General features: G+C 29.8%; 28 protein-coding genes. 21 read left to right on the top strand and 7 right to left on the bottom strand.

Features of this window, described 5'->3' with window-relative positions:
• Positions 1–9: 9 nt before the first annotated feature.
• Positions 10–2400 (top strand): ATP-binding response regulator, encoded by a 2391-nt coding sequence (locus LXD69_RS04615; RefSeq protein ID WP_246917853.1) that lies wholly within the window; start codon positions 10–12, stop codon positions 2398–2400.
• Here the strand turns inward: LXD69_RS04615 and LXD69_RS04610 are convergent.
• From LXD69_RS04610 to LXD69_RS04585, 6 genes are all read right to left on the bottom strand, one after another.
• On the bottom strand, positions 2378–3709 hold the full coding sequence (locus LXD69_RS04610; RefSeq protein WP_045970597.1) for a sigma-54-dependent transcriptional regulator: 1332 nt from the start codon (positions 3707–3709) through the stop codon (positions 2378–2380). The genes LXD69_RS04615 and LXD69_RS04610 overlap by 23 nt on opposite strands.
• 112 nt (positions 3710–3821) lie before the next feature.
• On the bottom strand, positions 3822–4118 hold the full coding sequence (locus LXD69_RS04605) for a hypothetical protein (protein WP_045970599.1): 297 nt from the start codon (positions 4116–4118) through the stop codon (positions 3822–3824).
• Between the two features lie 186 nt (positions 4119–4304).
• Positions 4305–5282, bottom strand: coding sequence for a TerC/Alx family metal homeostasis membrane protein (locus LXD69_RS04600; protein ID WP_045970601.1), 978 nt, complete (start codon positions 5280–5282; stop codon positions 4305–4307).
• A gap of 175 nt (positions 5283–5457) precedes the next feature.
• A complete protein-coding gene (locus LXD69_RS04595) occupies positions 5458–6450 on the bottom strand; it encodes an NAD(P)H-dependent glycerol-3-phosphate dehydrogenase (protein ID WP_045970603.1) in 993 nt (330 codons plus the stop codon).
• 366 nt (positions 6451–6816) lie between these two features.
• Entirely contained in the window at positions 6817–7983 is a 1167-nt protein-coding gene (locus LXD69_RS04590; RefSeq protein WP_246917852.1) for an iron-containing alcohol dehydrogenase, read from the bottom strand.
• Positions 7984–7987: 4 nt separating this feature from the next.
• On the bottom strand, positions 7988–8776 hold the full coding sequence (locus LXD69_RS04585) for a type 1 glutamine amidotransferase domain-containing protein (RefSeq protein WP_246917850.1): 789 nt from the start codon (positions 8774–8776) through the stop codon (positions 7988–7990).
• Between LXD69_RS04585 and LXD69_RS04580 the strand changes: the two genes are divergently transcribed.
• Together LXD69_RS04580 and LXD69_RS04575 are read left to right on the top strand one after the other, a co-directional pair.
• Complete coding sequence (locus tag LXD69_RS04580; RefSeq protein WP_246917848.1) at positions 8775–9767, top strand: LysR family transcriptional regulator; 993 nt, start codon at positions 8775–8777, stop codon at positions 9765–9767. The genes LXD69_RS04585 and LXD69_RS04580 overlap by 2 nt on opposite strands.
• Positions 9768–9820: 53 nt before the next feature.
• Positions 9821–10363, top strand: coding sequence for a type II secretion system F family protein (locus tag LXD69_RS04575; RefSeq protein WP_246917846.1), 543 nt, complete (start codon positions 9821–9823; stop codon positions 10361–10363).
• 53 nt (positions 10364–10416) lie between these two features.
• Here the strand turns inward: LXD69_RS04575 and LXD69_RS18080 are convergent, their stop codons facing one another.
• Positions 10417–10635, bottom strand: coding sequence for an OmpA family protein (locus LXD69_RS18080; protein ID WP_394799752.1), 219 nt, complete (start codon positions 10633–10635; stop codon positions 10417–10419).
• Positions 10636–11281: 646 nt separating this feature from the next.
• On the opposite strand from LXD69_RS18080, the gene LXD69_RS04570 reads away from it, so the two are divergent.
• From LXD69_RS04570 to LXD69_RS04485, 18 genes are all read left to right on the top strand, one after another.
• Positions 11282–11977 carry an NUDIX hydrolase gene (locus tag LXD69_RS04570; RefSeq protein WP_045970611.1) on the top strand — a complete coding sequence of 232 codons (696 nt, stop codon included), beginning with the start codon at positions 11282–11284 and terminating at the stop codon, positions 11975–11977.
• A 72-nt stretch (positions 11978–12049) separates the two neighbouring features.
• Positions 12050–12880 (top strand): ribose-phosphate diphosphokinase, encoded by an 831-nt coding sequence (gene prs / locus LXD69_RS04565; protein ID WP_246917844.1) that lies wholly within the window; start codon positions 12050–12052, stop codon positions 12878–12880.
• 77 nt (positions 12881–12957) lie between these two features.
• Positions 12958–13803, top strand: a complete 846-nt coding sequence (locus tag LXD69_RS04560; protein WP_045971133.1) for an ADP-ribosylglycohydrolase family protein — start codon at positions 12958–12960, stop codon at positions 13801–13803.
• Positions 13804–13836: 33 nt separating this feature from the next.
• Positions 13837–14484, top strand: a complete 648-nt coding sequence (locus LXD69_RS04555; protein WP_246917842.1) for a DUF4291 domain-containing protein — start codon at positions 13837–13839, stop codon at positions 14482–14484.
• A 2-nt stretch (positions 14485–14486) separates the two neighbouring features.
• Positions 14487–15437 carry an ADP-ribosylglycohydrolase family protein gene (locus tag LXD69_RS04550; RefSeq protein WP_246917841.1) on the top strand — a complete coding sequence of 317 codons (951 nt, stop codon included), beginning with the start codon at positions 14487–14489 and terminating at the stop codon, positions 15435–15437.
• Positions 15421–15951 (top strand): NADAR family protein, encoded by a 531-nt coding sequence (locus tag LXD69_RS04545; protein WP_045970619.1) that lies wholly within the window; start codon positions 15421–15423, stop codon positions 15949–15951. Before LXD69_RS04550 ends, LXD69_RS04545 begins: the two co-directional genes overlap by 17 nt.
• 2 nt (positions 15952–15953) lie before the next feature.
• On the top strand, positions 15954–16508 hold the full coding sequence (locus tag LXD69_RS04540; RefSeq protein ID WP_045970621.1) for a 2OG-Fe(II) oxygenase: 555 nt from the start codon (positions 15954–15956) through the stop codon (positions 16506–16508).
• A 14-nt stretch (positions 16509–16522) separates the two neighbouring features.
• The gene (locus LXD69_RS04535; RefSeq protein ID WP_246917839.1) at positions 16523–17212 is read left to right on the top strand and encodes a Sir2 family NAD-dependent protein deacetylase; all 690 of its coding nucleotides are present in this window, start codon (positions 16523–16525) and stop codon (positions 17210–17212) included.
• The gene (locus tag LXD69_RS04530; protein ID WP_246917835.1) at positions 17212–17949 is read left to right on the top strand and encodes a ParB/RepB/Spo0J family partition protein; all 738 of its coding nucleotides are present in this window, start codon (positions 17212–17214) and stop codon (positions 17947–17949) included. The genes LXD69_RS04535 and LXD69_RS04530 overlap by 1 nt, the downstream gene beginning before the upstream one ends.
• 22 nt (positions 17950–17971) lie before the next feature.
• Positions 17972–18415, top strand: a complete 444-nt coding sequence (locus LXD69_RS04525; protein WP_262916268.1) for an HAD domain-containing protein — start codon at positions 17972–17974, stop codon at positions 18413–18415.
• On the top strand, positions 18412–19470 hold the full coding sequence (locus tag LXD69_RS04520) for a DUF2971 domain-containing protein (protein WP_246917831.1): 1059 nt from the start codon (positions 18412–18414) through the stop codon (positions 19468–19470). The genes LXD69_RS04525 and LXD69_RS04520 overlap by 4 nt, the downstream gene beginning before the upstream one ends.
• A 118-nt stretch (positions 19471–19588) precedes the next feature.
• Positions 19589–20458: an MBL fold metallo-hydrolase gene (locus LXD69_RS04515; RefSeq protein ID WP_246917829.1), complete on the top strand. Its 870-nt coding sequence runs from the start codon at positions 19589–19591 to the stop codon at positions 20456–20458.
• Between the two features lie 29 nt (positions 20459–20487).
• Positions 20488–20991: an O-acetyl-ADP-ribose deacetylase gene (locus tag LXD69_RS04510; protein ID WP_246917827.1), complete on the top strand. Its 504-nt coding sequence runs from the start codon at positions 20488–20490 to the stop codon at positions 20989–20991.
• A gap of 26 nt (positions 20992–21017) precedes the next feature.
• Positions 21018–21560: an RNA 2'-phosphotransferase gene (locus LXD69_RS04505; RefSeq protein WP_246917826.1), complete on the top strand. Its 543-nt coding sequence runs from the start codon at positions 21018–21020 to the stop codon at positions 21558–21560.
• A gap of 2 nt (positions 21561–21562) precedes the next feature.
• On the top strand, positions 21563–22297 hold the full coding sequence (locus LXD69_RS04500; RefSeq protein WP_045970627.1) for a metallophosphoesterase: 735 nt from the start codon (positions 21563–21565) through the stop codon (positions 22295–22297).
• A gap of 126 nt (positions 22298–22423) precedes the next feature.
• Positions 22424–22759 carry a hypothetical protein gene (locus LXD69_RS04495; protein WP_246917824.1) on the top strand — a complete coding sequence of 112 codons (336 nt, stop codon included), beginning with the start codon at positions 22424–22426 and terminating at the stop codon, positions 22757–22759.
• A 2-nt stretch (positions 22760–22761) separates the two neighbouring features.
• On the top strand, positions 22762–23643 hold the full coding sequence (locus LXD69_RS04490) for a hypothetical protein (protein ID WP_045970631.1): 882 nt from the start codon (positions 22762–22764) through the stop codon (positions 23641–23643).
• On the top strand, positions 23644–24714 hold the full coding sequence (locus tag LXD69_RS04485; RefSeq protein ID WP_246917822.1) for an adenylosuccinate synthetase: 1071 nt from the start codon (positions 23644–23646) through the stop codon (positions 24712–24714).
• The last annotated feature ends 11 nt before the right edge of the window (positions 24715–24725 follow it).

Below are 24725 nucleotides of genomic sequence, written 5' to 3'. Positions count from 1 at the left end.
ATTCATTAAATGGCTGCTATTTCTAAATACACTTCCTTTAAATTATTATTGAGTTATTTATTGTTATTAGGATTAATGGCCTTTTCAGTTTGGTATTTATTTCAACAACAATCAAAGCTAAATAGACTATTAAAAACAGATACGATTGATGAAAATCAATTGGCTTATACAGAGTTAATTCGTGATATCTATCAAACAGATAACTTATCAAGAATTGCTTTACAAACAAAAACAAAAAAGAATATCGTTTCGTTTTTAAAAGAAAATGAAAAAATAATCTTAAAACTAGACACTCTAAAAACTAGTGTTTTAAAAAACGAATTAACGATTGTTGATTCCTTAAAGAGATATTTAAGAGACAAAGAATACAATGTGTTAAAATTATTAGACCTTCAAAACAAAAGAAGCGTTTCTGTTCCTATTAATCAAGTGGTAAAAAAAATAGAGAATATAGAATCTATAAAAGGAAAATTGAAAATTGAAAGTCTATTTAAGAATGCAAAAAACTTAACACCTTATCAAAGAAAAGTAGCTCAGGAATATGTTGATTATTTAAATAGCAATGTGCCAAAAGATGATACTAATACTATTTCTCATGAAGAAGCAGATTCTATTTTAACAGCTTCAAAAATTATTCTATTAGAATCTCAAAAAAGAAGAAGTCAGGAATCTATTGCAATAAAAAGCACAGAAGTAGAATTACTGAAAAACGAACTAGTAATTACTCAAAAATTATCAGATATAATATTAAAGCTTCGAGAAACAAGTGCTATTGCTCAAGAAAAAGTAAAAAAAGTAAAAATTGAAAATCAAGAAAATTCTTTAAGACTTTTAAGTATTGCGGCTATAATATGTTTAATACTTGTTGTTTTTTTCTTTATCCTTTTATCAACAGATTTTCTTAAAAATAAAAAATATAGGCAAGAATTAGAGTTACAAAAGCAGAAAACAGAAATTCTTTTAGAATCTAGAGAGCAGTTAATGGCATCTGTTAGTCATGATATTAAAACACCTCTACAGTCATTAATAGGATATAGTGCACAACTTCTAGAAAAAGAAAACCTATTTGAGAATAGAGAAAAACTGCTAAAAATAAAATCAGCAACACACTATATTGAACAATTAGTATTAGATTTATTAGATTATGTTAGAATGGAAAAAGGCAAAATAAAAGTCCTTTTTCAAGAATTTGAACTCAATGAACTTTTAGAAGAGACAGGTCAGAATATTGCTGATTTACATCAAAAAGAAACGGTAGATTTAAAATTTGAAATTGATGAAACCGAAGATTTGGTTTATTATGGAGATTATAATAAAATAAGACAAATTTTATACAATTTAATAAGTAATGCTTACAAATTTACACAGAATGGGAGTATAACAATTATTACTAAAATTGAAGATAATCGTCTTCTAATTGCTATAAAAGACACAGGAATAGGTATTGCATCAAATGCTTTCGAAAAAATATTTGACTCATTTACACAGGAAAACTCTGAAATTGAACTTTTATATGGAGGAACTGGTTTAGGGCTTTCAATATGTAAAAGATTATCAAATTTGTTAGAAGGAACAATTCATTTAGAAAGCGAATTAGGAGAAGGGTCGATATTTACAGTTAATTTGCCTTATAGAGAAAAAATAAAAGAAAATCTTAAAGAAGATATTGTGTTAACGAGTTGCCTTATTCTGGATGATGATATGTCTCAAATTCAACTTACAAAATCATTACTTCAACCATATTTTGAAAAAATTTATACTTTCTCTGACGGACATGAAGCATTAGCTTTCTGTGAAGAAGAACTGCCTACATTTGTTTTAACAGACATTCACATGCCAAAGATGAGTGGTTATTCCTTTTTAACTCAGCTTAGAAAGATTCCTTTTGCTCAAAATATAAAAGTTATTGTTTTAAGCGGACAATTGCCTTATGAAGAAGCAATTGAGTCTTCTTTTTCTTTTGATACTTTTTTAGCAAAACCATTTACTCCAAATCAACTTTTAAACGCAATATCAACTTTGTCAGGAAAAAAAATAGTTAAAATAGTAGAAAATGGAGATTCTTATAATGCTATTTTAAAAGCTTATTTAGGCGATAATGAGGAAGATATACGATTTTTTATAAAAAACTATATAAAAGAACTAACATCAGATATTGCATCTTTGGAAGAAGCAATAAAAAACAACGATGCAAATAAAATCACATCAGTATGTCATAAAATGCAAACTATGGTTGGTCAATTAGATAAAAAAGAATTACTTTCTTTATTAAATTTAATGGAAGAAAAACATAAAGAAGAAAATACCAATAGTCAAAACCAATTAGAGTCTGATTTTCAATTGCTTTTAACTAAATTAAACCAATTTAAAGAAAGCCTTACGTTAGTTTATACTGATTGATTTTATTGTATAATGTTTTTCTAGAAACACCTAAAAGCTCTGCTGCTCTTGATTTATTTCCTTTAGCAATTGATAAAGCATTTAAAATAGCAGCTTTTTCGGCTTCATCTTTTAATCCAAATTGAAAGTTATTTTCCTGATATTTAGATAAAGTTAATTCTTCGGGCAAACTTGAAGCTTCAATAGTGTTTTCAGCACTTAAGAGAGTTGCTCTTTTAATGTAATTTTGTAATTCCCTTAAATTTCCTGGCCAATTATATTGAAAAAGAATTTGTAAGGCTTCATCTGAAATTTTAGTAACATCTTTTTCCAGTTGTAACGCTGCTTTTTCTAAAAATAAATAGGCAAAAGACTCTAAATCTTCTTTTCTGTCTCGAAGAGAAGGAATTAATATGGAAAACTCATTTAATCGATGATATAAATCTTCTCTAAAAGAGCCATTTTCAACCGCCGATTTTAAGTTTTCATTTGTAGCAGATAATAATCGAATATCAATATCGATTTCTATATTAGAACCTATTTTTTTTATTTTTCGTTCTTGAATAGCACGAAGTAGCAAAACCTGATTTTCATAAGATAGATTTCCTATTTCATCTAAAAATAAAGTACCACCATTTGCAGCTTCAAAACAACCTATTTTGTCATTAACAGCTCCTGTAAAAGATCCTTTAATATGTCCGAAAAATTCACTTCCTGCAATGTCTTTAGGAATAGCACCACAGTCTACAGCAATAAAAGGACCTGTACATCGATTGCTTTTTTCGTGAATTGTTTTTGCGGCAACTTCTTTCCCTGTTCCATTTTCACCTGTAATTAATACAGATAGAGTAGTTGGAGCTACAAGATCAATATGTTTCTTTAATTTTATAGAAGCAATACCGTTTCCCCAATAAAAACCTGATTTTGGTTGTTCTTTTTTTTCTTTTTTTCTAGAAATAAAATCTTTTTTTCCAGAAGATAATATTTTTTGTAAAACCAAAAGAGCTTCTTCAGGTACAAAAGGTTTTGAGATATAATCGGCAGCACCCATTTTCATTGCTTTTACAGCAGTTTTAACATCTGCATAAGCCGTCATTAATATAAAAGGAGTGTCAATGTTTCGTTCTTTTAGGATAGGAAGTAATGATAGACCATCCTGATCTGGTAAGCGCAAATCGGAGAGAATGATGTCAAAAGAGTGAAATTCTAATTGTTCTATGGCTTCTTTCGCAGTAAAAGTTTGTACAACAGTGTAATCATTTCGTTTTAAAAAATGTAAAAGCATGTTGTTGAAAGTATTATCATCCTCAATGATTAATATCTTTGGCATTTGAATTTTTTTTTAAAAATAATTATTTTGTACTTATTATGACATAAAAGTAATATAAAAAAATGCTATCTCATTGAGATAGCATTTTTATGTAAAGAAAATTAATTTTTAATTACTCTTTTTCTAACCAATTTCCGTTTGCATCTACAAAAACAGTTTGTGTAATTTCACCTACTAATAGCTCTAATTTAAATTCTTTACTCTCATTAACAAATGCTTTTAGAACTTTTGCATCTTTAAAATCTTTCTTTACAGCTTCTTTAACTGCATCTGGTAATTCATCAACAGAAATTTCTTTATATCCTTCCTGAAGCTTGATAACTTCAATAGCTGTTGAATTAACGTCTGTCTTAGCGAATGTTGAAACTGTGGCAAATGCAAAAGCTGCCAATAAAACTACTTTTTTCATAACAATAATTTTTTTAATGATTACTAATGTTATATACAATTGAAAAAAATATGCCAAAAAAGAATAGTAATCACTAATTTTATTAATGCTTTGTTTTGTAGGGGTTTATGTTTTTTCCAATAGATCTGCAATGTGTAAAAGTCATTAAAATAAATGTTAAAATGTATATATTATACACAAATGTTTTTATTTCTTTATTGGAAATAATAAAGACCAAATTACAGAAATAACTAAAACACTTCCAACAACTAGTAATGATGTTAAAGAAGAGATATGGATAAAAGGAGCAATAATCATTTTTACACCTATGAACCCTAATATAAGTGCTAAACCATAATGTAAGCGACTAAACATATACATGAAATTAGCCAATAAGAAATAAAGCGAACGCAATCCTAAAATGGCAAAGATATTTGAAGTATAGAGAATAAAAGGATCATCAGGAGCAATAGCAAAAATAGCAGGAATACTATCTACGGCAAATAGTAAATCAGTAAATTCAATAATAGTTACTACAACTAATAATGGAGTTGCCATTTTTACACCATTTTCAATAGTGAAAAATTTATCACCATCAAATTTTGTACTAACTTTAAAAAACTTATGAACTAATTTTGATCCAGGGCTTTTAGAAAAATCCTTATCACCATCATCTTCACTATGACTAAACCACGATTTAAATCCAGCAACAATAAGAATAATACCAAAAATAGTAAGTAAATAATTGATTTTTACATCATATCCGAAGAGTGTCATTTCAGGTAAATAAGTGTAATTTAAAATCCAAACACCTGAAAAGATGAAAATAGCTCTAAAGATTAAAGCACCCAAAACACCCCAAAATAGAACTTTATGTTGTGATTCTTTAGCTACATTAAAATAACCAAAGACCAATATGAAAACAAATAAGTTGTCTACAGATAAAGCCTTTTCAATCCAATAAGCACCTTGAAATTGAGCAAATTTTTCAAAACCCATGTATTTATAAATGATTGCACTAAATCCCATGGCTAGTGAAATCCACAAAACAGACCAAAATGCAGCTTCTTTATTACTTATAGCATGACTTTTTTTATTTAAAACACCTAAATCGAGAAGTAACATTGCGATAATTACAATGGTAAAAACGGTTATAATAACAGGATGATTAATTAATGAGTCCATAATATGTTCAAATTTTTTGCGAATGTACTATCTATTTTTTACACCAAGAGAATTGTTTGTATGTTGCTGATTTTTAGTGCATTGTTTTTTTTGTGCGTAAAGCAAAAAAAATCTAAAATACTGAAATTCAATATTTTAGATTTTTTTTATAAAGAACGGTTAAAATATGTGTTTTTTAATTTAATTTTTCTGTAAGCTTTTTAAACTCTGCTTTTGCTTCTTTACCTTCATATAAAATACGATAAACTGCGTTAATGATTGGAGTATCAGCTTTATGCTCTTCATTTAAGTGATAAGCACTTTTGGCTGCATAATATCCTTCTGCAATCATACTCATTTCCATTTGTGCCGATTTTACGGTGTAACCTTTTCCTATCATATTTCCAAACATTCTATTTCTAGAAAAAACGGAATAACCCGTAACTAATAAGTCACCTAAATATGCAGAATTATTAATGTTGCGTTTCATTTTATGTACTTTTCTAATGAATTTTTTCATCTCACGAATTGCATTACTCATTAAAACAGCCTGAAAATTATCACCATATCCTAAACCATGGGCGATTCCAGCAGCAATAGAATAAATATTTTTTAATACAGCGGCATATTCAGTTCCTATAATATCATCTGTAGTTTTTGCTTTTATATAATATGAACTTAGATTTTTGGCAACATATTTTGCTTTTTCTCTATCGCTACAAGCTATAGTTAAATAGGATAAACGTTCCATAGCAACTTCTTCGGCATGGCAAGGGCCAGTTAAAACACCAATATTATCGTATGGAATGTTATAAATTGTATGAAAGTGTTCTCCAACAATTAAGCTTGTTTCAGGAACAATACCTTTAATTGCAGAGAATATGATTTTATTCGATAAATCTTCTGTTAATTTTTCTAATTCAGAATTTAAAAAAGCAGACGGAATTGCAAATATGATATAATCTGCAAATGCAACAGCTTCATTAATATCATTAGTAAGAATTAATTTAGTATTGTCAAATTGGACAGAACTTAAATAGTTAGGGTTGTGTTTTTGATGTTTTATGCACTCTAAAGCATACGAACTTCTCATATACCAAGCAATTTTTTCTTGGTTTTCACACAACATTTTTGCGATAGCAGTTGCCCAACTTCCTCCACCAATTACGGCAAACTTTGGTTTTTCCATTTTTTAAAAATTTTTAGGAAATCCAAAGGTAAAGAAATAGTTTCAATATTAGAAATTACACTTTTTCATTACGAAGTATCAAGAAATGTAAATTTAACATTTTTTTAGTTTTTTGAATGCAATTTAATATCCTATGATCCGTTTTCTAAGTATAATTTTTTAAATAGTTTTGGGTTAATCTATTTAGTTTTGGTTGGTTAGTAAAAGCGTTCAAGAATAGATCTTGAACGCTTTTTTTGTTTTTTACTTTGTTTTTAAAACGTGTAAGTTTATTATCAAGAAGAGTTTTAAATTAGTTTCCCAAGATTTTGAGAAAGCATTTTATTTTCTTAGAGAGAAATCAACAGTTAAAATAATCCTTAAAAATTAGTAACTCATTTCAACAATTGCTCTTACTTTTTCAAGAGTAATATTTTGTTTTTCACCCATAGCTTTCCAACCTCTTTCTTCAAAACGATTAACAATAAAATCAGCAGTTTTTTGATAATTTTCTGTGTTTTCGGATAATTTTGTTTTCATTCCCATAGTATGAAAGAATGAAATGGTTTTTTCAATCGCTTTTTCTGCAATTTCTTCTGTGGAACCTTCTGAAATATTCCATACACGCTTTCCGTATTGTGCTAATTTTTCTTTTTTTGTTTCAAACATTACTTTGTATAAGTTAGGACCAATAATAGCCAAAGTTCTAGCGTGATCAATTTCGTATAAAGCGGTTAGTTCGTGGCCGATCATGTGTGTTGCCCAATCCGAAGGAACTCCTTTTTGAATTAATCCATTTAAAGCCATAGTTGCACTCCAAACAAAATTTGAAGCCAACTTGTAATCACTTGGGTTTTCAACAACATCTGGCCCTATTTCGATTAAGGTTTGTAAAATACTTTCGGCTATTCTGTCTTGTAGAAAAGCATCGTGTGTGTAAGTTAAATATTGTTCCATTACATGAGTAAAAGCATCTACTACGCCATTTTGTAATTGTCTTTTTGGTAATGAAATAATAACCGTTGGGTCAACTATAGAGAAAACAGGAAATAAAGCACTTCCTCCTAGCGTTAATTTCTCTTGAGTAGCATCAATAGTTACTACTGCACCAGAATTCATTTCAGAGCCTGTTGCTGGTAAGGTTAAAACCGTTCCAAAAGGAATAACTTTAGAAACATCCTTAAATAAAATACGTTTTCTTAAAATATCAACAGTATCACCTTCATAATTAACGGCTGCTGAAATAAATTTTACACCATCAATAACACTTCCACCACCAACTGCTAATATAAAATCAATTTTTTCAGCACGAATAATTTCTACTGCTTTCATCAAAGTTTCAAAACGTGGATTTGGTTCAATACCTCCAAATTCAACAATGTTATGGTTTGGTAAAGCGGTTTTAACTTGGTCATATATCCCATTCTTAAAAATACTTCCTCCTCCATAAGCAATTAGAATTTTAGCATTATTTGGGACTAAATCGTTTAGTTTTTCTATTTGTCCTTTCCCGAAAACATAGTTTACAGGATTATATAATTCAAAGTTTAACATGTTTTTATTTTTTTAATTGTTGTATTAATTTTTGAGCTACTAATTTTGATGAAGCTGGATTTTGACCCGTAATTAGTAATCCATCTTCTACTGCATATGGTGTCCAATTTTCTCCTTTACTATATTCAGCTCCATTAATTTGTAAAGCATCTTCTAATAAGAAAGGTACTATTTTAGTTAAACCAATAGCTTCTTCTTCTGCATTTGAAAAGCCAGTGACCTTTTTACCTTTTACTAAAAATTCTCCGTTTACTTTAACATCTTTTAATACTGCTGGAGCATGACAAACAAAAGCAATAGGTTTATTGTTTGTATAAAAAGAAGTAATTAAATCTTTTGAGGTTTCACTAGAAGCCAAATCCCATAATGGGCCATGACCTCCTGGATAAAAGACAGCATCATAATCAGTTTGGTTAATGTCTACTAATTTAGCAGTGTTTGCTAATTTTTCTTGTAAAATTTTATCCTTGTCAAATCTTTTCGTGTCTTCAGTTGAAGAGGATGGATCAGCACTTCTTGGATCGATAGGTGGTTGACCTCCAAGAGGAGAAGCAATTGTTACTTCAATACCTTGATCGACTAATTCATAGTAAGGAGCTGCAAATTCTTCAATCCAAAATCCTGTTTTTTCTTTAGTTTCTCCTAACTTATCATGACTAGTAACTACAAATAATACTTTTTTCATTGATTCTTGTTTTATTGTTTGTTCTTCTTGCTTCTGTTCTTTACTTTCTTTATTCTCTTTGCATCCTAATGTTACCATTAAAATAGATGCAGTTATAATTTTTTTCATGCTTTTAATTAATTTTTATCAAAATTACAATTATAATGGTATTAGTAAAAATAATTTAAATTATGTTTGTGATAAATATATTTATATCATGGTTAATTTAGAATGGTATCGAACCTTCAAATCAGTTTATAAAAATGGTAATTTCTCATTAGCTGCTAAGGAATTATTTATAAGTCAACCAGCAGTTAGTCAACAAATAGCAATGTTAGAAGCACATGTTGGTTATAAATTGTTTAATAGAAAATCAAAAGGAGTTGAGCCAACAGAATACGCTAAGTTGCTCAATAATCTTATAATTGAAGCATTAGATAGATTAGAAAACGTTGAAAATGGTTTCAGGACAAAAGCGTTTAACGCAAATAAACTAGTTTCCGTAGGAATTTCAAAACATTTGTTTTCAAGTATTGGAAATCAATTAATATCCAAATTTGATTTTATTGATTTTACTTATGCTGAAAACGATGAGTTATTTAATTTAGTTGATAATAAAAAAATTGATTTTGCTATAGTCACTAAGAAGTATGACACCTTTGATACTGTTCAAAGTGAATTAGGGAAAATCAAACAAATCATGATTTCAAGTCCTGATTTAGAAATAAAAACAATTAAAGAAGAAATTAAAAATGAAAATTTTACAGAAGTAGAAAATTGGTTGAATCATCAAAAATGGTATAATTTTGATGCTAGAATTCCGCATGTAAAATTGTTTTGGCTCTATGTATTTGATAAAAAAAGACCTTCTATAATTTCAAACTATATTATTCCTTCAGAATATGAAATGTTGGAATCATTATCAAAAAATACAGGAATTTCAATAGTTTGGGATATCAATGTTAAAAAACATTTAAAAGAAAAGAAAATACAATTGGTTTGGGATAGTCCAAAAATGCCTTCAACACAAGTTTTTTTATTATCTCGAAAAAATGATACTTTAAATAGTGTTTTGAAAAATGTTGTAGAAGAAATTAAAACTTCGTTTAATTTAGGATGAATTAAATTATTATTTCTATTAAAATCTCAAATCATTCAGGAACAATATTTTTATTGGTTTTCTTAACAATTATAGGATTAGTAGTAGCACATTTTGTATTGAGAGAAAAAGATAACTATCGTAAATTTATTTCAATCTTAATATTGAAAATTCCTTATTTTGGTAATCTCATACAGAAAATTTATATTTCTCGTTTTTGCCAATCAATGAACTTATTGATTACTTCAAAAACTACTTTACTTACATCATTATCATTAACCTCAAAAATGATTGGATTTTATCCTATTGAAAAATCAATAGATACTATTAAATCAGATATTACTAAAGGAGCTTCATTACACGAAAGTTTACGTAAACACACTATTTATGAAAATAAGTTAGTTTCAATGGTAGAAGTAGCAGAACAAATTAATCAACTTGATACGATGTTTGAACGTTTAACAGATCAATATAACGAAGAAATAAGTCATCAAACAAAAATGATAGGAGTAATATTAGAGCCTATGATTATTATTGTAATAGGAATTGTGGTAGGAGTTATCATGGTGTCTATGTATGCTCCAATGTTTGATTTAAGTAAAATTATTAATAGTTAATCATATTAAAAATTCCTCACTTAAAATTGTTCTAAATGAGGGTCGTTTGTTAATTATAGCCTTATTTTTTTTAATTCCACTCTTCTATTTTGAGCTCTACCTTCTTCAGAATTATTATCTGAAATAGGATCTTTTGAGCCAAATCCATCTGATGATAAAAGAGCAGATTCAATACCAGAAGTAATAATAGCTTTCTTAACTGTTTCAGCTCTATTCTTTGAAAGTTGTATATTACAAGTGTCATTTCCGGTATTATCAGTATAACCATTAATGTTTATTTTAAATTAGGATTGGCTTGTAGCTCCTTTGATATTTTCAGCAACAGCTTCTTTACCATCAGGTTAATATCATTACCATTTGAACGTCGTATAACATAAACTTTTATAGTTTAATCAGCATACCTTATTGAACTATCTTCGCCTAAATATGTGGTTTGGTCATGATAACGCTCATATTCATCATAACTTTTTTAAAAATAGCGTAATGACCAACCTTCATCACTATTGTGTTCTTGATGAATATAGTTCTTTCAAATTCTTCCTTTCTAATAGAGTCATTATGCTATCTATTGGAAAATAGATAATATCAAAGTTTTTCTTTATAGGCTTATTTGTAGTTTGCAATTCTTTTGGTAAACTAAAAAAAATCTACGTTTGAAAACAGGTATTGGATTAATATCGAAAGTAGTATTGTTCCTATTGTTTTAGTTTCATTTTTACAAGAAATTAAAACACTAATCAGTAGTGCTATAAATACATAATATAATTTTTTCATGACTTGTATTTGCAAAATAAAGAGAATTATCTTACAAAAGATGATATTAAAAAAGTCAAACCATCTAAAATGGTGAAATGAATAAACAAACATTTATCATAAAAACAAAAAACAGTTATATTTGCGTAGTATATACACTTTCCTATGTCCTCAAATCCTCAAAATATTAAAATAGCAGTAGATGCGGTAGTTTTTGGATACCAAAAATCAAAACTATATGTATTGCTAATCCAACAAAAATTTGGAAGTCAAAATACGTATTGGGCACTTCCTGGCGGTTTAGTAAAAGAAGATGAAGCTTTAATAGAAGCTGTAAAACGCGAGTTGAAAGAAGAAACTAATGTCTCAGTGAATTACTTGGAACAATTATATACATTTGGAGATGATATCTCTAGAGATCCAAGAAATAGGGTTGTTTCTGTTGCTTATTTTGCACTAGTCGATTCTTCAAAACTAACTTTAATAGCAAATACAGATGCAGATAATGTGTCATGGGTAGAAGTTGATAAAATTCCAAATCTTGCATTTGATCACAACGAAATTATTCAAATAGCAATTAAAAGGTTAAAAGATAAACTAACCTATCAACCTATTGGATTTGATTTATTGCCAAATAAATTTTTGTTTTCTCATTTGGAGAATTTATACACTACAATTATAGGTAAAGAAATTGATAGAAGAAATTTTAGAAAGAAAATGATGAGCTTCGGTTTTATAAGAGAAACAGAAGAATATGCAACTAAAAAAACAGGACGTCCAGCAAAACTATATGCTTTTGATATAGCTGAATATAAGCGTCTTGAAAAAGAAGGGATTTATTTCGAAATTAAGTTAGTGTAAAAAATACACAAAAAATATTTTGTCAGAAAAAAATTAAATCATACATTTGTGTAAAATAAACACAAACATAATATGATACTTAATTTAGATAAAAATTTTATTCCTTTAGGAAAAGAAAACGCAATTGAATTTCAGAGTTTTATCTTTTCAGGAGGCGAACCACATATAAAGATCACAGCAAACTTTGATACTACAGCTACGGTGACCGTTATGCATCGATTGAATTCTTTTAACGATTTAGGGTTGTTCTGTTTAGCTATCGATGCTTTACGAAGAATGGGTGTAAAAAGCATTAATGCTTTTATTCCTTACTTTCCAGCTGCAAGACAAGATCGTGTAATGATTCCGGGAGAACCTTTATCTGTCAAAGTCTATGCAGACATTATCAATAGTTTGAATTTGAATAAAATCCAAGTATTCGATCCCCATTCTGAAGTGACATCAGCTTTATTGAATAACTGCGAAGTAGTAACTAATTACGATTTTATCCAACAAGTAATTAAAAAGATAGGAAACGAAGTTTTATTAATTTCACCAGATGGAGGAGCTTTAAAGAAAATTTATAAAGTATCAGAATATTTAGGAGGTGTTGAAGTAATAGAATGTAGTAAAAGTAGAGATGTAAAAACGGGGAAATTATCAGGTTTCAAAGTTTATTCAGAAGATTTACAAGGCAAAGATTGCTTAATCGTAGATGATATTTGCGATGGAGGAGGCACATTTATTGGCTTAGCCGAAGAATTAAAAAACAAAAACGCAGGCAACTTATACTTAGCAGTAAGTCACGGTATTTTTAATAAAGGTTTTGAAAGTCTAAGCGTATTCAAAAAGATTTTTACAACCAATTCTTTCAAAGATATTGAGAATGAGAATGTAGAAGTGATTTCGTTAAAAATAGAATAGTCATACGTCAGTTCGAGTGTTTTTTATGGAATGTAGTGGAATAAAAAATGTATCGAGAACACATAAAAAAGAAAAAAATGATTTTAGAAGCAGCAATAGGAGACGCTTATGGAGCAGGTTTTGAGTTTCAAGAAATGAATTATATTGAAAAATATAATGATTTGACTCAATATCACAAACACGGAATGTATACAGAAATCTATAAAAGATATACAGATGATACGCAAATGGCAATCGCTATAGCCGAATTACTTTTAGAAGAAGATAACTGGACAGCAGAAAAAGTAGCCAATAAATTTGTAATTGCTTTTCACAGAGATAAAAGAAGAGGTTATTCAAATAGAGTTTATAATGCTTTGGATACAAGTAAAAGCGGTTCTGATTTTATTCAGATAATAAATAATCAAAGTGGTGGTAATGGTTCAGCGATGCGAGCTTACTCAATAGGGTATATAAAAGATATTCAAAAACTACTTTCTTTTTGTGAAATTCAAGCAAAAGTATCACATGATACTATAGAGGGAATTCAATGTGCCAAAAGAATTGCACTAGCTGTACATTTTTATAGATATGATTTAGATAAAAATAACGACTTAATCTCTTTTATAAATGAAACTTTAGGTGAAAATGAAATATATGAAGTTACTTCTCCTATCGATATGCACGGTTATCCTACAACAAAAGCAGTAATAAAAATAGTTTCAGAAGCTACTTCGATGAAAGACTGTTTAAAATATTGCATTGATTTTGGAGGTGATACGGATACTGTGGCCGAATTATGTATGGCAATTTTAAGTCAGAAGAAAGCGTGTGATAAAATCTTACCTGCATTCTTATTAGAAGAATTAGAAAACGGAGCTTTTGGAAAAGAATATCTAAAGAAATTAGATCAACAACTAGAAGAGAAATTTGGTTTAATGTAAAATGCAGATTGAAAGGAATAAATCAACTAAAAAATGAAATTAGAATTAAAAAAATATACAGAACAAATACAAGAATGGCCAAAAGAAGGCTATCACATCATGGCGCAATATGATGATGAAAAGATAATAGTGTACCAGTCTTACAGAAAAGAAATTGGAGAATTTGCAGTCAAAAACCAATTCTTTGGTGGTGCATTCAGTTTAGAAAGAATGACTTGGATAAAGCCCAATTTTCTTTGGATGATGTACAGAAACGGTTGGGGAACAAAAGAAGGTCAAGAAGTGGTTTTGGCCATACATTTAAAAAGAGAGGCTTTTGAAACTTATTTAAAAAACGCTGTTTATTCCTCTTTCAATCAAGTAGAAGGGATGACACATGAAGAATGGCAAAATGAAGTAAAATCCTCTAATGTGCGTTTGCAATGGGATCCAGATCACGATCCTTATGGAGCCAAATTAGAACGAAGAGCCATACAAATTGGTTTGCGAAACGAGTTTATAAAAACATTTGCAAAAGAAGACATTTTGTTAATAGAAAACATCAGCGATTTTGTAGCCCATGAATATGAAAATGTAAAAAGCAACACCTTAGAAAAATTGATGATTCCATTAGAAAAGCCATTGGTTTTCAAGGATAATGAATTGAATGAAAAATTGAAGATAGCAACTAAAGAGAGTTAAAAATGAAAATAAACCAAGTACATAGCGCTTTATTCGGAGTAGCGGTTGGTGATGCTTTAGGAGTTCCTGTAGAATTTCAAGATAGGGAATTATTAGCAAGATTTCCAGTTGTTAATATGCGAGAAAACGGCTCACATGCACAACCAAGAGGCACTTGGAGCGACGATAGTTCATTAACTTTTTGTTTGGCAGAAAGTTTATGTATAGATTATGATTTAGAAGATATAGCTTCAAAATTCAAGAAATGGTATAATTCAGAAATATGGACTCCACATGGAAGAGTTTTTGATATTGGCATAGCTACAAGAGAAGCAATTTATAGAATTTCTACAGGACATAAACCTGAATTGTGTGGTGGTTTTGATGTAGAAGATAACGGTAATGGTTCGTTAATGAGAATTTTACCTTTAGCCTTTTATCTAAAAGAGGAGAAAGATATTAATATAATTTATCAAAAAGTAAAAGAAGTGTCTTCTATTACACATGCTCATTTTCGTTCCGTTTTTGCCTGTTTTATTTATGTTGTATATGCTTTAGAAATTCTAAAAGGGCATGATAAATTTGAAGCCTACAATCAAACTAAAATTATAGTTGAAGATTTTATCGCTAATAAAGATTTTAATAAAAAAGAAATTCAATTATTCGATAGAATTTTAAAAGTAAATGTTAATGAGTTAGAAAAAGATAAAGTTTATTCAAGTGGTTATGTTCTTCACAGCCTCGAAGCCAGTTTATGGTGTTTGTTAAAATCCAATACCTACGAAGAAACAGTTTTAAAAGCGGTAAACTTAGGAGGTGACACCGATACAACAGCAGCCATCGCAGGAGGATTAGCAGGATTACTATATGGTTACGAAAACATTCCTGAAGAATGGATTAACGTACTAGCTAGAAAAAACGACATCACAAAACTATGTGATACATTAAGTAAGAAATATGAAATACACAATTGAAAATATAAATACAGACAATAAATTCCTATTCTTTTGGGGTCACCAACCTTCAAAAGACGGAACAATCACAAAAACTTGTTTCAGTCAATGGTGGAAAAGTAGTTTTACAGTGGAAGGAATTGAATACAAAACAGCCGAACATTGGATGATGGCAAAGAAAGCGGAATTATTTGGAGATAATGGAGTGTTAGAAAAAATACTACTTTGTAAATCACCAGCTGAAGCCAAAAAACTAGGAAGAGAAGTTCGTAATTATGATAATGAAACTTGGCTAGCCAATAGATTTCAAATAGTAAAAGAAGGAAACTTCTATAAGTTCAGTCAAGATCAAGATTTAAAACAATTTCTTTTGAGTACCAATGAAAGAGTTATTGTAGAAGCAAGTCCAGTCGACCCTATTTGGGGTATTGGTATGGCAAGTGATGATAAAGATTGTAACAATCCTGAAAAATGGAAAGGATTAAATTTGTTAGGCTTTGCTTTAATGGAAGTTAGGGATGAATTGAGAAAATAACAATGAAAAAGATCATTTATAACAAAGACATATTTGTACTAGAAAACTTCCTTTCCAAAGAAGAATGTGTGGTTTTAATAGAAAAAAGTGAACAATTAGGTTATGAAGAAGCTAAAGTGCAAATGGGTGGAAATAGACAATCCATTTTAAAAGGCGTTAGAAACAACGACAGAATTCTGTACACAGATGAAACTTTAGCAAAAGAATTGTTCCAAAGAGCCAAACCATTTTTAAATAACGAAGTAGGAATGTATGAAGTGGATAGTTTAAACGAAATGTTCCGTTTTTACAAATACAGTTCAGGACAACGATTTAAAATGCATAGAGATGGAAGTTTTAAAAGGAATGAAAAAGAAGAAAGTTTTTTCACTTTTCTAATCTATCTCAACGAAGAATTTGAAGGCGGTGAAACCGAATTTGAAGATTTGTTTACCATTCAACCCAAAACAGGTGATTTATTGGTTTTTTATCATCCTTACAGACATGAAGGAAAAATAATAGAAAGTGGTTACAAATACGCATTACGAAGTGATATTATGTATCGAATGAAAGATTAAAAAAGAACACAAAAATGAAAAAAATAGCAATATTAACCGGAGCAGGAATAAGTGCAGAAAGTAGCATCCAAACCTTCAGAGATGCTGACGGATTATGGCACAATCACAAAGTAGAAGATGTAGCTTCACCAGAAGGGTGGAGAAAAAATAGAGAAGTAGTTTTAGAATTCTATAACGAAAGAAGACGAAAACTAAAAGAAGTAGAACCCAATAAAGCCCATCATTTAGTAAAACAATTAGAAGAACATTTTGAAGTACAAATCATTACACAAAACATAGATGATTTGCACGAAAGAGCAGGTTCAACTAATATTTTACACCTACATGGCGAACTAAACAAAATGTGTTCTTCACTTAATAGAAAATTAGTGTACGATTGTTTTGAAGACATAAAAATTGGTGACAAAGCAGAAGACGATTCCCAATTACGACCAGATATTGTTTGGTTTGGTGAAGACGTGCCTTTATATCCAGTAGCTATCGAAATGGTAAAACAAGCCGATATCTTTATGGTAATTGGAACATCTTTACAGGTGTATCCAGCAGCCAATTTGTTAAGCTTTATCAAAAATGACGCCCAACTAATCATTATCAATCCAGAACACGATGGAGGTAATTATGGAGGAAGAGCCATTTATGTAAAAGAAAACGCAACAACAGGCATGCAAAAAGTATTTGATGTTTTGGTAAAAGAAGCAAAATAATGAAAAGAATAATTGAAACATATGGTAAAAATGGCGTCTTGGAGATAGTTGGGAATCCTCAAGAGACAATTTTATATCTCAAGGATAGACCAATACAATATAGTTGGTATGCTGAGGTAGGTTCAACCTGGAGATACCATATTGCTCAAGGTTTAAATAAGCAAGTCATTGAAGTAAATATAACTATTGAAAACATCTTAAAAGAAGGAATCAAAAACGAAGGAGAATTTTTGGCAATAACGGAATATTTTACTAGTTTTTTAAAATATGGTAAATATGAATTTGGTTATTATGAAATGTTTGAAGGGATAAATTGGGTAGAAATTCCAAAAGAGGAACAGTATAGTAGTTTTGATTATTATGGAGGTTGTTTTGATATTACACCAACTCAAAATTCAATTGATAATAAGAGAGTTGAAGAATACAAAGAGCAGATTTTGAGAGGTTTTAGACCTGTTATAATTCTACTTCATGTTGAAAATTCATGGATGTTTTATATTTTGGATGGTCATCATAAGTTTTGTGCTTATGGTAAGGCAAATATAAAACCTCATACCATAATTATTACTAAAAAGGGGAATGATTATAAGACAATTGAAGAAACAATTCAACTAGCAAAAGCAATGAAGTGTACGAAAGATGAATATATAAACCAGATGACAAGTGAAAAGAAAAATTTTAAAAGTTATAAAGGGAAGAAATTAGATTTAGAAAAGACATTTAAGCTATTAGAATAAAAGAAATGAAACCAATTACCTAATATTAGATTTAGACGGAGTTCTCATCACAACGCCTTTATGGAAAAAAGACGAGATGCATGCCGATGGTTATTCCGATTTTAATAAAGAATGTGTTCAAAACCTAAATCTATTATTAGCAAAATATCCTATAAAAATTTATTTGAGTTCTACTCGAAGAACTGTTAAGACTTTAGAAGAATTCAATACGATTTTTAGGAATAGAAAGATCAATCAATACATCGAAGCTTTTTTACCTTTATACCAATGTAAAAACAGAAAAGAAGAAATAGAACGATTTATAGTAGCAACAGCATTAACGAATTACATGATTATTGATGATGATAAATCTACTGTAAATCTACCTTTTCCAATGAAAGAACGATTAATTAAAACAGAATTTTCAGAAGGGTTTACCAAAGAAAAACTAGCAGAAACTATTAAATTATGTAATATCTTAATATGATGACTAAAGAGAAATTAATTGATTATTTAATTGAAAAAGAAATTCCTGATAATTTAGATCCTAAGGAGGAATCAAAAATTGTAAGTGAAATATTTAAGCATAGTTGGGATATAACTCCAGAAAATTTATATAGATTCAGAAATTGTAATTCATATAGCTTTGACGCTTTAGAAAATGATAAATTTCTTTTAACAAAACCAACACTCTTCAATGATCCTTATGACTCATTATTATATATAGATAGAGAAAAAATTCTTGATGTTATTTCTAAACCAGATGATAATAATGATTTAATTGGGAGGTTAAATACTGATTTAGAATTTAGAGTATCTCAAATAAATTTATTAGGAAAAGACTTTGTGGATAAATTTATTAAGAACAATTCGTTCAAAAATGCTGAAGAAAAAGAATTTTATAAGAAACTTTCAAATTTACATTACATTAAGGTTATTGATGAAATTATAGATGAGTCACTAAAAAGCTTAAAGCAATCATCTTTGGTAGCTTGTTTATCAGAAAGAATAGATTCTATATTAATGTGGTCTCATTATGCTCAAAACCATCAAGGTTTCGCTTTAAACTATGATTTTAAATCTCGTTTTTCAATTGACTTAGGTTTCTCAGGTGTTAGAGGTACTGATTTTGCAGATAAAAAAATTCTGCCTGTTCGTTATTCAAATGAAAGATTTGATGCAACATATTATGTTGAATTTCATTTTATTGATAATTATTATAAAAGTTTAGGGTTGAAGTTTAATGCACCTTTTTATGATAAACTCTTCTATTATAAAATTTTATTATTTAAGTCATTAGACTGGTCTTATGAAAAAGAATGGAGAATTATCAAACAGACTAATCTAGACTATGAGGATAATAAATCAGATTTTGATTTTATTAATCATATAAAGCCAAAAGAAATACATTTGGGTTCTCAAATAAGCAAAGAAAATAAGCAAAGACTAATTGAAATAGGTAAAGAAAAAAATATTCAAGTTTGTCAAATGAAATTACAAACATTTTCAAAAGAGTATAAACTTATAAGTGAAAAAATATAAGAAAAATTTAAAACTATTCATTTAATTGAAAAATTAAGAAGTAATCAATAAGAAATAAAACTCCAGAGGAGTTCAATATTTATAATAAAAAAACCAGCTCCATCGGAGCGACATATATATGAAACTAACCATACACGGATATTCAACAGCCTTATTTGCTACTTGGTATTTTATAGAAGAACTAGGAATCCTTTTCGATGCTGGAGACGGATTAACATCGGGTTTGATGAGTAAATGCGGAAAAATAAAAAACATATTCATTTCTCATGCCGATAGAGATCATCTTACTGGATTGTTGCAGTATAATCAATTATTCTCAATTCATCAACCAAAGATATATTATCCAAAAGACGCACAGTCATTTCCATTTTTAAATCAGTTTTTTGCCAATTTCGATCCGCATGCAAAAGGAACAACTTGGCAAGCCATTGATAAAAATCAAACAATTGATGTAAAAGAGAAAATTAGTGTAGAAGCTATAGAAAACGAGCATGTTGTCACCAAAAATGGAATGATAAAGAGTTTAAGTTATAAAGTTTGGGAAACCAAAAAGAAACTAAAACCCGAATTTACTAATTTAGAACCAACACAATTAAGAGCTTTACGACAAGAAAAAGGAGATGATTTTGTTTTGGAAGAACTAAAAACGAATATTCTTTCCTATTCTGGAGACACACCAGTGGTAGATTATAAGCGTTATGATAATTCCAAAGTATTGATACACGAAGCAACCTTTTTAACAAAAGCAGAAACCAATACAAAAGCTAAAAAAAACAGTCACAGTTCACTAGAAGAAGTAATGGAAATGGTAAGTAATTGTACTATTGACCAACTCATTTTGGGGCATTTTTCTTCTCGTTATCACACAGAAGAAATTGATTTGAAAATTAAAGAATTGGTAAAGCAATTTAATATCAAAATTCCAGTATTTCGTTTACCAATCGGAAAAGTAAGCAAAGATATTTTAAACGGAAATCCCATAAATTAAAACCCGCTCCAGCGTAGCGAAATGTATATATGAAACTAATACTAACACAAGGCGACATAACAAAAACAACAGTTGACGCAATCGTAAACGCAGCCAATACTTCCTTGCTAGGTGGCGGTGGAGTGGATGGAGCGATTCATAGAGCGGGTGGAAAAGCTATTTTAGAAGAATGTGTAGCGATTCGAAATAAGCAAGGAGGTTGCGCAGTTGGTGAAGCGGTTATTACAACAGCAGGAAATTTACCTTCAAAATATGTGATTCATACCGTTGGTCCCGTTTGGAATGGAGATAAAGAAAAGAAAAAACTGTTATTAGCTAGTTGTTATAAAAATTGCTTACAATTAGCAGAAAAGTATGAATTAAAATCTATCGCTTTTCCAAACATAAGCACAGGAATTTATCACTTTCCTAAAAACGAAGCAGCAAAAATAGCCATTGAAACAGTAAAGCAATTTCCTGTTGAAAGCATACAAGAAATAACCTTTGTCTGTTTTGATGAAGAAAATTATAAGTTGTACGAACAACTTTTATAAACTCAAGCGGAGTTTAATATAATATTATGAACGAAAAAATAACAAAAGATACAAGCAAATTCCTTAGTTTAGTACTAAGACATGCACCAGAAAAAATAGACTTAACCCTAGACGAAAACGGTTGGGCAAATGTAGACGAGCTCATTACACAATGTAATAAATTTCATAAGAAATTAGATTATGCGCTACTCGATTACGTAGTAGAAAACAATGATAAAAAACGATTCGCTTTCAATGAAGACAAGACTAAAATAAGAGCCAGTCAAGGACATTCCATTTCGATCGAATTAGAATTAAAAGAAGTCGAACCCATTCATTTTTTATATCATGGAACAGTCTATAAATTCATACAAGCCATTCGAAAAGAAGGCTTACAAAAAATGAGCAGACAACACGTGCATTTGAGTCAAGACAGAGAAACAGCCATAAAAGTGGGAAGCAGAAGAGGGAAACCTGTAATTTTGAGTATCAACGCACCAAAAATGTACCAAGACGGTTTCAAATTTTACATATCAGAAAACGGAGTTTGGTTAACCAATGAAGTACCAGCAGCATATATTGAATTTTAACAATGAAACAAAAAAGAACACTCGTTTTCGGAGATATTCATGGAGGATTAAGAGCTTTACAACAATTGTTTGAAAGAGCTAAAATCACTATTGATGATAGATTAATTTTTCTAGGAGATTACGTTGATGGTTGGAACGAATCAGCAGAAACAGTTCAGTTTTTAATAAAAACTGCTGAAAATCAAGAATGTATTTTTATCAAAGGAAATCATGATTTGTGGTGTGGAAGATGGTTGGAATTAGGAGCATCAAATCCTGTTTGGGAAGAACATGGAGGGAAATCAACCAAAGAGAGTTATTTAAAAACAGGTTATATAATTAACGAAAATCACAAGGTGTTTTTTCAGAACTTGAAAAATTATTATATACATAAAAACAGTAAGCTGTTCCTTCATGCAGGATTTACGTCTATTCATGGTGTTGAAAAAGAACAAAACGAGTCTGATTATTATTTTGATAGAACCTTATGGGAAACAGCAGTAGCTATGGATAAACATCTTAAAAAAACTAGTGAATTATATCCAAAACGATTAAAACATTATAACGAAATTTATATTGGACATACTCCAACTATAAACTACGGTATTGATACCCCTATGAATAAAGCTAACGTTTGGAATATTGATACTGGAGCAGCTTTCATGGGTAAACTAACTTGTTTAGATATTGAAACGAAAGAATTTTGGCAAAGCGATGTAGTGCAAACATTATATCCAAATGAAAAAGGGAGAAATTAGATTAGACAAGAAAATCATTATTTATGATGATATAAAAGAACTTTTACAAACGTATATTTGAGTTGAAATAACTAAAGAATAATAACAAGAAAACATATATATATCAAAACTATAAAAACTAAAAATATGAGTGACGATTTAAAACCAAGATTCGTTGACGCTTTACGAAGAAACAACGATCAAATAAGAGAAGACAGAGCCAAAGCCATAGCAGAAGACTCAGAACTCATTTATAAAAGACGCATTGAAGACATCGAATTAAAAATAAAACGATTAGAAAGAGAACAAGAAAGTTGTATCGACATCAGTCCATTAGACAAAAACAGTTTAACCTTTGCCGATTTCAATCCTGATATTTTTGTACAAAGAGACATTGAATTGTCTTTGAATATCAGAAACCTAAAAATCCAATTCGAAATAGCAAAAACAAGATACGAATACTTATTTGGTAAAACATTTTAATCATGGGAGGAACAAAATATAACTTTAGTGCACGGTTAAGTAAAGCAGCAAAAGAAGGATATGCTTCAAAAGCAGCTAATGAAATTTTTACACAGAACAAATTAAGAATGGCTCATGAGTCCATGAATCCTAATGGAGTAACCTTTAGAGAAGCTAGAGATTCTGAAGCAAATCCTAATTCGTACCCAATCATTTTAGGATTAGACGTAACAGGAAGTATGGGACATATTCCTCACGAATTAGTAAAAGAAGGTTTACCAAAACTAATGGGAGGAATTATAGATGGTGGCGTTCCAGATCCAGCACTTCTTTTCTTAGGAATTGGAGACCACGAATGCGATGGTTATCCGTTGCAGGTTGGCCAATTTGAATCGGGTGATGAAGAACTAGATATGTGGTTAACTAGAACCTACATTGAATCTGGTGGTGGTGGAAATGCAGGAGAAAGTTATTTATTAGCTTGGTACTTTGCAGCGTTTCATACAAAAATTGATGCTTTCGAAAAAAGAGGTCAAAAAGGACTATTGTTCACAATTGGAGATGAACCTAATTTAAAAGTGTTACCAGCTTCTGCTATCAAAGAGATTATGGGAAGTGGAGAACAAACGTATAGCGATTTAGAATTATTGGCTGAAGCCAAAAAACGATACGAAGTCTATCACATTAGCGTTTTGCATTCTACAAGAGCCCAATCGGCAGAAATTGGTTGGAAAGAAGTACTAGGAGAAAATTGTATTTCAGTAGAAGATTATAAAACTATTCCAGATGTGATTAAAAATATCATTTGTGAGAAGCATAAAATAAAATCAGGAAGAACAACTGAATCAACAGGAGATTTAAGTACTCCTGGAACAACAGGATTTGACCATATTGATATGTTATAAATGAAAAAAGCAAAAGTGGTTATTGGTTTAGGATTTGGAGACGAAGGAAAAGGTATCACAACCGATTTCCTTTGTAGCCAAAACCCAGAAGCTATAGTAATACGTTTTTCAGGTGGACAACAAGCCGCACATACAGTAATGTTAAACGAAAAAAAACACATACATTCTAGTTTTGCTAGTGGTGCTTTACGTGGTTTACCATCTTATTTTAGTGAACATTGTACTATTCATCCATCACTTTTGTATAATGAATTTCTAGAATTAAAGGAAAAAGAAGGAAATACAACACTATATATTCATCCGTTAGCCAAAGTAACCACGCCTTTCGATGTTTGGCAAAATCAAAATAACACCAAAAATTTAACGCACGGTTCTTGTGGAAAAGGAATTGGAGCCACTATGAAACGCAATGAAGGCGCGTATAAGTTATTTGCCATAGATTTAATAGGTCCGAAAGATTTTCTGATTGAAAAATTGAAAAATATAGCTTCTTATTATGGCATTTCTAATGATAATCAGTTACAAAATGAAGTAGTTTATTTCTTAGAGTGTATTGAAAAAATAGACTGGAAAATAACTACTTATGAAGTTTTAAATAATTATGAAACCTTTATCTTTGAAGGCAGTCAAGGCATTTTGCTAGATATGGATCATGGTGTGTTTCCTAATGTAACGTATGCGAACACAACTTCTAAAAACGCAATGGAAATTTGTAAGCAATTAGATATTCAAGATATAGAATTGTTTTATGTATCAAGATGTTACACTACTAGACATGGAAGTGGTTGGATGCCAAATGAAGAAAATATCCAATTGGTAAATAATGAAGAAGAAACCTGTGTGTACAACGAATATCAAAAAGAACTTCGATTTGGAAAACTAGACGAAGAGTTGTTACTTCACGCCTTGCGAATAGACCAAATATATTCAAATGCAACAAAAAATAATTTAGTACTAACGTGTTTGGATCAATATAAACAAGGAGTTGATTTTGACAAATTAAAGACTAAATTTGACGCGATTTATGGTTCTTACGCACCAGAATCTAAATTTTTTAAAATAATAAAGTAAAACATAATTAT

The sequence above is a fragment of the Flavobacterium sediminilitoris genome, assembly GCF_023008245.1.
GTDB classification, from domain to species: Bacteria; Bacteroidota; Bacteroidia; order Flavobacteriales; family Flavobacteriaceae; genus Flavobacterium; species Flavobacterium sediminilitoris.
Note: the sequence above shows the minus strand (reverse complement) of the source record. Positions and strands in the feature narration are given on the sequence as shown.

What these genes read in the sequence shown, in the direction of transcription:
- LXD69_RS04600 (WP_045970601.1), bottom strand. Translation starts at nt 5,282, where the DNA reads ATGGACTCATTAATTAATCATCCTGTTATTATAACCGTTTTTACCATT.
- LXD69_RS04510 (WP_246917827.1), top strand. Translation starts at nt 20,488, where the DNA reads ATGAAACTAATACTAACACAAGGCGACATAACAAAAACAACAGTTGAC.
- LXD69_RS04490 (WP_045970631.1), top strand. Translation starts at nt 22,762, where the DNA reads ATGGGAGGAACAAAATATAACTTTAGTGCACGGTTAAGTAAAGCAGCA.
- LXD69_RS04580 (WP_246917848.1), top strand. Translation starts at nt 8,775, where the DNA reads ATGCTTTTAATTAATTTTTATCAAAATTACAATTATAATGGTATTAGT.
- LXD69_RS04495 (WP_246917824.1), top strand. Translation starts at nt 22,424, where the DNA reads ATGAGTGACGATTTAAAACCAAGATTCGTTGACGCTTTACGAAGAAAC.
- LXD69_RS04520 (WP_246917831.1), top strand. Translation starts at nt 18,412, where the DNA reads ATGATGACTAAAGAGAAATTAATTGATTATTTAATTGAAAAAGAAATT.
- LXD69_RS04505 (WP_246917826.1), top strand. Translation starts at nt 21,018, where the DNA reads ATGAACGAAAAAATAACAAAAGATACAAGCAAATTCCTTAGTTTAGTA.
- LXD69_RS04545 (WP_045970619.1), top strand. Translation starts at nt 15,421, where the DNA reads ATGAAATACACAATTGAAAATATAAATACAGACAATAAATTCCTATTC.
- LXD69_RS04585 (WP_246917850.1), bottom strand. Translation starts at nt 8,776, where the DNA reads ATGAAAAAAATTATAACTGCATCTATTTTAATGGTAACATTAGGATGC.
- LXD69_RS04615 (WP_246917853.1), top strand. Translation starts at nt 10, where the DNA reads ATGGCTGCTATTTCTAAATACACTTCCTTTAAATTATTATTGAGTTAT.
- LXD69_RS04485 (WP_246917822.1), top strand. Translation starts at nt 23,644, where the DNA reads ATGAAAAAAGCAAAAGTGGTTATTGGTTTAGGATTTGGAGACGAAGGA.
- LXD69_RS04595 (WP_045970603.1), bottom strand. Translation starts at nt 6,450, where the DNA reads ATGGAAAAACCAAAGTTTGCCGTAATTGGTGGAGGAAGTTGGGCAACT.
- LXD69_RS04515 (WP_246917829.1), top strand. Translation starts at nt 19,589, where the DNA reads ATGAAACTAACCATACACGGATATTCAACAGCCTTATTTGCTACTTGG.
- LXD69_RS04535 (WP_246917839.1), top strand. Translation starts at nt 16,523, where the DNA reads ATGAAAAAAATAGCAATATTAACCGGAGCAGGAATAAGTGCAGAAAGT.
- LXD69_RS04570 (WP_045970611.1), top strand. Translation starts at nt 11,282, where the DNA reads ATGTCCTCAAATCCTCAAAATATTAAAATAGCAGTAGATGCGGTAGTT.
- LXD69_RS04610 (WP_045970597.1), bottom strand. Translation starts at nt 3,709, where the DNA reads ATGCCAAAGATATTAATCATTGAGGATGATAATACTTTCAACAACATG.
- prs (WP_246917844.1), top strand. Translation starts at nt 12,050, where the DNA reads ATGATACTTAATTTAGATAAAAATTTTATTCCTTTAGGAAAAGAAAAC.
- LXD69_RS04590 (WP_246917852.1), bottom strand. Translation starts at nt 7,983, where the DNA reads ATGTTAAACTTTGAATTATATAATCCTGTAAACTATGTTTTCGGGAAA.
- LXD69_RS04550 (WP_246917841.1), top strand. Translation starts at nt 14,487, where the DNA reads ATGAAAATAAACCAAGTACATAGCGCTTTATTCGGAGTAGCGGTTGGT.
- LXD69_RS04540 (WP_045970621.1), top strand. Translation starts at nt 15,954, where the DNA reads ATGAAAAAGATCATTTATAACAAAGACATATTTGTACTAGAAAACTTC.
- LXD69_RS04560 (WP_045971133.1), top strand. Translation starts at nt 12,958, where the DNA reads ATGATTTTAGAAGCAGCAATAGGAGACGCTTATGGAGCAGGTTTTGAG.
- LXD69_RS04530 (WP_246917835.1), top strand. Translation starts at nt 17,212, where the DNA reads ATGAAAAGAATAATTGAAACATATGGTAAAAATGGCGTCTTGGAGATA.
- LXD69_RS04500 (WP_045970627.1), top strand. Translation starts at nt 21,563, where the DNA reads ATGAAACAAAAAAGAACACTCGTTTTCGGAGATATTCATGGAGGATTA.
- LXD69_RS04605 (WP_045970599.1), bottom strand. Translation starts at nt 4,118, where the DNA reads ATGAAAAAAGTAGTTTTATTGGCAGCTTTTGCATTTGCCACAGTTTCA.
- LXD69_RS04555 (WP_246917842.1), top strand. Translation starts at nt 13,837, where the DNA reads ATGAAATTAGAATTAAAAAAATATACAGAACAAATACAAGAATGGCCA.